Below are 8,681 nucleotides of genomic sequence, written 5' to 3' on the forward strand. Positions count from 1 at the left end.
CGGTCAAAGCGATTACACCACGCATCATGCCAGCAATCCGTGTCGGAAACATGGTCTGTTGGCGCCGCAGGTCGGAACTGTGGAGCGCAGACAAATATCTTATAATATATATTATGCCAAAAAATCTGTCTTTCATGGGGCCGAATGCGTGAACAGCACGCGGTCGGTCTGCGTGTCGATCTCCTTCAGTACCACGCCATACCCCCACAGATCGGCCAGATGGGCGAGCGTGCGACGCGCATCGTCGGGTTGCAGAAGCTGCCCCGGTCGCGTGCGGTGTTCGAGACGCAGCGTGCGCGTTCCGGCCAGATCGGCACCCACGACATCGATCTCCTCGGCTTGCAGACCGGGGTCGTAGGTCGAGGCGAGCGAGCGCCTGATCGCGCGATAGCCGTCCTCGTTATGAATGGCATCGACCAGAAGATAGGGTTTCGTACTATCGTCCAGCAGGCGGAACATCCGGTAGCGGCGCATCACCGCCGGCGAGAGATATTGCTGGATGAAGCTCTCGTCGCGAAACTCTGCCCACGCATAGCGCAACGTGCCAAGCGGGTCCCCATTGCCGGCGATATCGGGGAACCACTCACGATCCTCGTCCGTCGGGTCGGTGCAGATGCGGGCAATGTCGGTCATCATCGCAAAGCCGAGCGCGTATGGATTGAAGTTCGGTCCGACCTGTTCGAAGTCGAACTGGGCAATGACGTTCGATGTCGAATGAATCGTCTCCAGAAACGCCGCGTCGTCGATGCGCCCCGTTTCGTGCAGGCGCCGCATGATCGTGTCATGGACCCAGGTCGCGCAGCCTTCATTCATCATCTTTACCTGCGGCTGCGGGTAGAAATACTGCGCGATCAGACGGACGATACGAATGATTTCGCGTTCCCACGGCGCAAGCTTGGGCGCGTGCTTTTCGAGGAAATAAAGGATATTTTCTTCCGGCAGGCCAAGCCCGGATTCCGCGCGGTCGCCGCCTCCCCTCAAGGGGGCCGCCTCTTCTCTCTCCGGCAAGGTGCGCCACAGATCATTGAACGTACGATCTTCGTGCTGCCGGCGTTCACGCGCGCGTTCGCGCTCGGCGTTCAGATCGACACGACGCATGCCTGAATGGCGATTGACCCCCTGCCCTTGCAGCGCGTGCGCCGCGTCGAGAATCCGCTCGACCGCCCGCACGCCGTGTTCTTGCTCGCACCGCGCGATGTAACCGCGCGCGAATTCGAGATAGTCGAGGATCTGGCTCGGGTCGGTCCATTCGCGGAACAGACGGTTGTTGCGGAAGAAATGATTATGGCCGAACGCCGCATGCGCGATGACCAGCGCCTGCATTGTCACCGTGTTTTCTTCCATAAGATAGCTGATGCACGGGCTGGAGTTGATCACGACCTCATACGCCAGCCCCATCAGACCCCGGCGGTAGGCGTTTTCATGCCCTATGAAGCGCTTGCCGAACGACCAGTGCGGGTAGATCAGTGGCATGCCGTGCGACGTATAGACGTCGAGCATCTGTTCCGACGTGATGATCTCGATCCGGTTGGGATAGGTCTCCAGGCCGAGCTCGCCGACCGCGATCTCCTCGATCGCGTCGTAGCAGTCGCGTAAAGTCTGAAAGTTCCAGTCCGTTCCGGTGTATAGCCGTTTCGTGTTCGTCGTGATGATTGCGGTCATGGCGCACCTGCCTGTTCCGTCGATCGACGCGAAAACAGCTCCCGGAAGACGGGGAAAATGTCCTTGCGGTCGCCGACCTGTCGAATGGCCAGTTGTGGCCATTGTTCCGCAACGGCGCGATACGCCCGCCACAGATCGGTTTCGCCCCGGATGATCGCGCCGGAGCCGGAAATCTCGATATACGCGTAGTACTGCACGACGGGCAGGATCGTCTTGCTCAGCAACTCCACCGCGACCGGCGTGTCGGACCCGGTGTTATCACCGTCTGACGCCTGCGCGACATAGATGTTCCACTGGTCGGCCGGATAGCGCGCCTTCTGCACGCGCGTCACTTCGGCCAGCGCGGTCGAGACAACCGTGCCGCCGGTGCGCGGGTCGTTGAAGAAGGTCTCCTCATCCACTTCTTCGGCGCTCTCGGCATGACGGATGAAGACAATGTCGAGTGTCTTGTAACGACGTTCCAGAAACACGTGCAGAAGCAGGAAGAACTGCTTGCCGAGCTCCTTCATCCGCTCCGTCATGGAGCCGGACACGTCCATCACGCAAAACATCACCGCCCGCGTCGACGGCTTGGGCGTCAGAGAAAAACGGCGATAGCGCAGGTCCACAGGATCGACCCACGGAATGCGATTGAGTCTTCGCGTCGCGGTCGCCCGCTCCTCCCGCAGACGCTGAAGCTCGTCCAGTTCCATGTCCGACAGCGGCTTGCGCGCCTCCAGTTCCTCGATCCGCGCCTGCAGGTCCGTGACATCCGCCGGGCGTGGTCGCCGCAGGCCGATCCGGCGTCCCATGGAGTGGCGCATGGTGCGCGAAAGGTCGAGTTGCGAGGGCGATCCGTCATTGCTGAGCCCTGCCCGGCTTGGCATCATCGTTTCCGTGGTCGAGATCTCGCGTTTGACCAGATCGGGCAATTCGAGATCATCGAAGAACAGGTCGAGAAATTCCTCCCGGCTCAGCAGGAACCGATAGGAATCCTGCCCCCCTCCCTGCTCGCTCGCCTCGCCGTCCCCGCCGCCCTTGCCACGACCACCCGACGGGGGACGGGTGATCCGGTCGCCGGGCGAGAACTCCTTGTTGCCCGGAAGAATGACCTCGCGCTGTCCGTCGCTGAACATGCGACGAAAGGCTGGTTCATGCAGGGCATCGGACGGGATCGAGACCGCATTGGCCTGCGCCACGTCGCGGATCTTGCCACTGGAAACCGCATCGCGTACCGCCCTCTGCACCGCGCCCCGCGCCCGTTCGAGTACGCGGCGACGATTGTCGAGGTTCTTGCCGTGCGGGTTCGGACGTCTGTCGATAATGTCCACGTATTCGCACCGTTCCTGATGGAGCCGCCCATGTTGGGCACGGCCGCGTGAAGACCCGTGATGTTCGCCGCGGCACAGCCTCGCTGCACCACGGGGAACACCGGCCTGTCAGGCGGACTGCTTCACGCGCATGTACCATTCAACGAGGCGACGCACCTGTCGTTCCGTGTATCCCCGCGCCACCATGCGCTCGACGAACTCGTCGTGTTTGCGCTCCGTCTCTCCGTCCTTCTTGGAGCCGAAGCTGATCACCGGAAGCAGATCCTCGACCTGGCTGAACATGCGCTTCTCGATCACATCGCGAATTTTTTCATACGACGTCCAGCGCGGATTCTGTCCCCCACTCGCGGCCCGCGCCCGCAGCGAGAACTTCACAACCTCGTTGCGGAAATCCTTGGGGTTGGCGATACCCGCCGGCTTTTCGATCTTGGTCAGTTCCGCATTCAGCAGATCGCGATTGAGCAACTGTCCGGTGTCGGGATCCTTGAAATCCTGATCCTCAATCCAGGCATCGGCGTAATCAAGATAGCGATCGAACAGATTCTGGCCGTAGTCGTTGTAGCTTTCCAGATAGGCCTTCTGTATTTCGTGACCGAGGAACTCGGCATATCTCCGGGCGAGTTCGGACTTCAGGACAGCCAGGTAATTGGCCTCCACATCTGCCGGAAACTGCTCGCGCCGCACAGCCTGTTCCAGTGAATACATCAGGTGCACCGGATCGGCCGCGATTTCGCTCGCGTCGTGATTGAAGGTCGCGGACAGAACCTTGTAGGCAAAACGTGTGGAAATCCCGTCCATTCCTTCGTCCACGCCCGCCGCGTCGCGGTACTCCTGCATGGTACGCGCCTTAGGATCGGTTTCGCGCAGGTTCTCACCGTCATAGACGCGCATTTTCGCGAACTGCGTCGAATTCGGGTGCGGCTTCAGACGCGACAGGACCGCGAACCGCGCCAGCATCTCCAGCGTGTTCGGCGCGCATGGCGCCTGCCCCAGGGCCGATGATTCGATCAGCTTTTCATAAATCTTCGTCTCTTCCGCTACCCGCAGGCAATACGGCACCTTGATCACGCAGACGCGGTCGAGAAACGCCTCGTTCGAACGGTTGTTGCGGAAACTCTGCCACTCGGCCTCGTTCGAGTGCGCCAGAATGATGCCAGTGTACGGGATGGAGCCAATGTTTTCCGTGCCGACATAGTTGCCTTCCTGCGTTGCCGTCAGAAGCGGATGCAGCATCTTGATGGGCGCCTTGAACATCTCGACGAATTCGAGAATGCCCTGATTGGCCCGGTTCAGGCCCCCCGAGAACCCGTAGGCGTCCGGGTCGTTCTGGCTGTAGTGCTCGAGTTGTCGGATATCGACCTTGCCGACCAACGCCGAGACATCCTGATTGTTGTCGTCGCCCGGCTCGGTTTTCGCGACGGCGATCTGCCGCAGCTTTGACGGATGAAGCTTGACCACCGTAAAGCGCGACAGATCGCCGTCGAATTCCTCCAGCCGCTTCAGCGCCCACGGGCTGGCGATCCCGGTCAGGACGCGCTTGGGAATGTTGTATTGCTCGCGCAGGAGATCGCCCATGCGCACCGGGTCGAACAGGCCAAGCGGGCTCTCGAATACCGGGCTCATGTGACGCCCAGCCTTCAGAACGTAGATCGGCTGCTTCTCCATCAGGGTCTTGAGCCGTTCGCCTAGTGACGATTTGCCGCCACCGACCGGGCCGAGCAGGTAGAGGATCTGCTTGCGTTCCTCGAGCCCCTGGGCCGCGTGCCGGAAAAAGCCGACGATCTGCTCGATCGTCTCTTCCATGCCATAAAAATCCGCAAACGCCGGATAGGTCCGGACCGTGCGGTTCATGAAGACACGCCCCAGACGCGGATCGCGTGCGCTGTCGAACAGGATTGGTTCGCCGATGGCCATCAGCATCCGCTCGGAGGCGCTGGCGTAACAGGTGGGGTCGTCGCGGCAGGCTTCGAGATAGCTGGCGAGGCTCATCTCGGTTTCGCGGGATTCGTCACGCATGGCGGTAGCGAGAGAAAAGACGGTGTTGAACGAAGCCATCAGCAGCATTCTCCGTGAACGTCGAAGGCACTCCGGTCGCGGGTCAGGCTCGCATATTCAGAGGACCACCTTGGTCCGTGCGGGCCTTCCGGCACCTGCGCAGTCGTCGGCAGATGAAAACTTTATTCGTCTATCTTGAAGACTCTCTGAAAATGCGCCATGCAACCCGGTTCGTCGCGTCACGTGTCGACGCTATCGCCGTTCGTCCAAGTGTTTCAACAAAATTACGCAACTGGCGCGCAACGGCATCCGCCCGCGTCGGCGCCATAGCGAGGACGAGCGGCAGAAAATTGCTCCGGACCGGGTCGGTGCCGGCACTCTCAGGCGAAAAAATTCAGCCCTCGAAGGGGATGATCATCCCGTCATAAGCCGGCTCGACCCCCTGCGGGAGATGCGCCACCAGCCATCCCCAGTCCATGTCCGTGCCCATATGCGTCAGGACCGTGCGAGTCGCACCGATTCGGCTCCGCCACGCCTCAACCTGTTCAAGCCAGCCGTGCGCCGAATGCTCGTCACGCTGGAAACAGTCGACGACGAACGTCTCCACACCTTCCAGCGCCGCAAGGGCTTCATCATCCAAGGCGACGACGTCGGTGCAGTACGCCAACGATCCGCATCGCATGCCCAACGAGGTCGTCCGGCCGTGGCTTTGCTGGAAAATGGCGAGATCGAAGCCCGCGAGTGTATGCACATGCCCGGGGTCGATCACGACCGGCTCGATCACCGGCCGATAGAATTCTCCCCCGCTCCAGGGACGGAAGGCGTAATCAAAGCGGCCCTCGACCTCGCGCAGGGTGGCCTCGGTGCCGAAAGCCTGCAACGGGCGTCCCAGGGCGCGGTTGATCTGCCGCAACTCGTCCAGTCCGGCGATGTGGTCGGCATGCGGATGGGTGTACAGCACCGCGTCCACAGAGGCGATGCGAGTGCCCAGAAGCTGGGCGCGGACGTCAGGACCGCTGTCGATCAGCAGGCGTCGCCCGTCCGGAGCGCAGAACACGACTGAAGACCGCATGCGCCGGTTGCGCGGCTCCTGCGGATCGCATACGCCCCAGTCGCCCCGACCGTCCGGCCCACCGATCATCGGCACACCGGCGGATCCGCCGCACCCCAGAATGATCAGTTCGTGCGTCACAGCCCCGCCTCCCTCACGCCGCTCTGGTAAAGAGACGATGGAAATTGGCCGTGGTCATGGCCGCGAACGCGGCCTCGTCCATGCCGCGCGCCTGCGCCAGACGCCGTGCCGTGTGGACCGTGAACGCCGGTTCGTTCCGCTTGCCCCGCAGCGGCATGGGGGCCAGGAACGGCGCGTCGGTTTCGACTAGAATACGGTCATCGGGAACGTCGGCGGCGATGGCGCGCACCTCGTCGGAACGGTTGAAGGTGGCGATACCCGAAAAGCTCAGGTATCCGCCCAATGCCAGAGCGCGCTCGGCCAGATCCCGGCCGGAGGAAAAACAGTGCAGCAGAAAGCGGAACGCCCCCCCCTGTCGTGTTTCCTCCTCCAGAAGGGCGGCCATGTCCGTATCGGCGTCGCGCGTGTGGATCACGACCGGCATGTCGGCGAGGCGCGCGGCCCGGATATGGGCGCGGAAACTGGCCTTCTGTGCCTCGCGGACCTCGGGGCCGCCGTGGAAGTAGTCAAGACCCGACTCCCCGATCCCGATCGTGCCCTCGCGCGCGGCACGCGCGGCAAGGGCCTCGGGCTCTGGCACGGGTTCCTCATGCGCGTGGTCCGGATGCGTACCGATCGTGCACCAGACGCGGATGTCGGGCCGGCTCAGCGCGCACAGGGATTCCTGCACCCCGGCCTGCGCCAGACTCGTCCCGATCGTCACCAGGCCGGCCAGACCGGACCGACGTGCGCGATCGACCAGATACGGCCGCTCCTCGGGCGGGAAACGGTCCAGATGACAGTGCGAATCGACCAGCGCACCGCCGAAGGGCTCGGGCAGCGGCAGGTCGGTCATTCGGCCTCCGGCGCGACATAGCGCGGAAAGACCCCCTGCGGGGCCGGCAACGACCGGCCGCCGGGCAACGGGGTGCCTAGCGCCTCGAACGCGCGTTCATCGGGCTGCACGCCCAATTGGGTCAGCATCGCGTCCATACTGTCGGGCATGAAGGGCTGCAACATCGTGGCGATGCCGCGCAATGCGTCGGCCAACACACGCAACACGACCTCCATCCGGACGGTGTCAGTCTTGCGCAATGCCCACGGGGCCTGGCGGTCGATGTAGGCGTTGCAGGCGCGGATGACCTTCCACACTTCCTCCAGCGCCTCGGTCAATGCCATGCGCCCGATCTGGCCCGTCATCAGGTCGGGCAGCAACGACACCTGCGCCAGCAGATGCGTGTCGTCCTCGGTCAACACCCCGCGCTCTGGCAGGGTGCCGCCGCAGTTCCGGGCAACCAGCGACAGCGTACGCTGCGCGAGATTGCCCAGATCGTTGGCCAGTTCGACATTGGTGCGGGTGATCAAAGCGCGGCGATTGAGATCGGAGTCGCCGCCGAACGGCACTTCGCGGATCAGGAAAAACCGCACCGCATCCAGGCCGAACTCGTCGACCAGCGTACGCGGATCGACGACGTTGCCCAGCGACTTGCTCATCTTCTCGCCTTCGATCGTCCACCAGCCGTTGGAAAACACGGTCTTCGGGAGTTCGATCCCGGCGGCCATCAGGAACGCGGGCCAGTAGACGGTGTGGAACCGCGCGATGTCCTTGCCCACCAGATGCAGGTTGGCCGGCCAGAAACGCATCAGCGGGGCGTCGCGATCCGGGTAGCCAAGCGCGCTCAGATAGTTGGTCAGGGCGTCGAACCACACATACATCACATGGTCCGGGTCGCCGGGCACCGGAATGCCCCAGCTGAAGCTGGTCCGGCTGATGGACAGGTCGCGCAGGCCCTGTTTGACGAAGCTGGTGATCTCGCGATAGCGCCCGTTCGGGCCCATGAAGTCCGGGTGCTGTTCATACAGTGCGAGCAACCGGTCCTGAAACGCCGAGAGACGAAAGAAATACGACGGCTCGCGCACCCACTCCACGGGCGCACCGGTCGGCGCCACGCGGGTGCCGTCAGGCCGGGTCGTGATCTCGTCCTCGCCATAGAAGCTCTCGTCACGCAGCGCGTACCAGCCCTCGTAGGCATCGAGATAGATCGCCCCGCTTTCGGCGACCTTGTCCCACACCGCCTGGGCGCAGCGTTTGTGACGGTCCTCGGTCGTGCGGATAAAATCGTCGTAGGAGATGCGCATGGCGTCGGCCATGGCACGGAAATCGGCGGCAAAACCGTCCGCGAAGGCCTGCCGATCGAGGCCCGCCGCCGCGGCCGCCTGCTCGACCTTCTGTCCATGTTCGTCCGTGCCGGTCAGGAAAAAGACCTCCGCACCCGACAGACGGTGGAAACGCGCCACGATATCGGCGGCGACGGACGTGTAGGCATGACCGATATGGGGGGCGCCATTCACGTAGTAGATCGGGGTCGTCACATAAAAGCGCCGGGTCATGTCTCACTCATGATCGTCAGGGCCGACAGCACGGCCTGAAGTTTGTCCAGATTGGCCCGCTCGGTCTCCGAGCGGATACGATTCAGCGCGTCCCACTGCCGCACGCGACGAAGGGCCTCCCCGTCCCGCCGCCCGTCACGCGCGGCGCCGCG

Annotated in this window: 6 protein-coding genes; all 6 read right to left on the reverse strand. The window is 62.8% G+C overall.

The genetic code is table 11. The features are described from left to right. Positions 1-132 precede the first annotated feature (132 nt). The 6 genes from HUK82_RS05680 to metG all read right to left on the reverse strand — a co-directional run bounded on the left by HUK82_RS05680 (position 133) and on the right by metG (position 8,529). On the reverse strand, positions 133-1,662 hold the full coding sequence (locus tag HUK82_RS05680; protein ID WP_176613030.1) for a SpoVR family protein: 1,530 nt from the start codon (positions 1,660-1,662) through the stop codon (positions 133-135). Beyond that, on the reverse strand, positions 1,659-2,972 hold the full coding sequence (locus HUK82_RS05685; RefSeq protein ID WP_176613031.1) for a YeaH/YhbH family protein: 1,314 nt from the start codon (positions 2,970-2,972) through the stop codon (positions 1,659-1,661). Before HUK82_RS05685 ends, HUK82_RS05680 begins: the two co-directional genes overlap by 4 nt. A 108-nt stretch (positions 2,973-3,080) precedes the next feature. Further along, the gene (locus HUK82_RS05690; RefSeq protein ID WP_176613032.1) at positions 3,081-5,027 is read right to left on the reverse strand and encodes a PrkA family serine protein kinase; all 1,947 of its coding nucleotides are present in this window, start codon (positions 5,025-5,027) and stop codon (positions 3,081-3,083) included. Between the two features lie 334 nt (positions 5,028-5,361). Next, positions 5,362-6,108 carry an MBL fold metallo-hydrolase gene (locus HUK82_RS05695; protein WP_176613035.1) on the reverse strand — a complete coding sequence of 249 codons (747 nt, stop codon included), beginning with the start codon at positions 6,106-6,108 and terminating at the stop codon, positions 5,362-5,364. Between the two features lie 64 nt (positions 6,109-6,172). Then, entirely contained in the window at positions 6,173-6,994 is an 822-nt protein-coding gene (locus HUK82_RS05700) for a TatD family hydrolase (RefSeq protein WP_176613033.1), read from the reverse strand. Beyond that, complete coding sequence (metG, locus tag HUK82_RS05705; RefSeq protein ID WP_176613034.1) at positions 6,991-8,529, reverse strand: methionine--tRNA ligase; 1,539 nt, start codon at positions 8,527-8,529, stop codon at positions 6,991-6,993. The genes HUK82_RS05700 and metG overlap by 4 nt, the downstream gene beginning before the upstream one ends. Positions 8,530-8,681: the final 152 nt, after the last annotated feature.

Source organism: Ameyamaea chiangmaiensis, from assembly GCF_013376175.1.
Classification (GTDB): domain Bacteria; phylum Pseudomonadota; class Alphaproteobacteria; order Acetobacterales; family Acetobacteraceae; genus Ameyamaea; species Ameyamaea chiangmaiensis.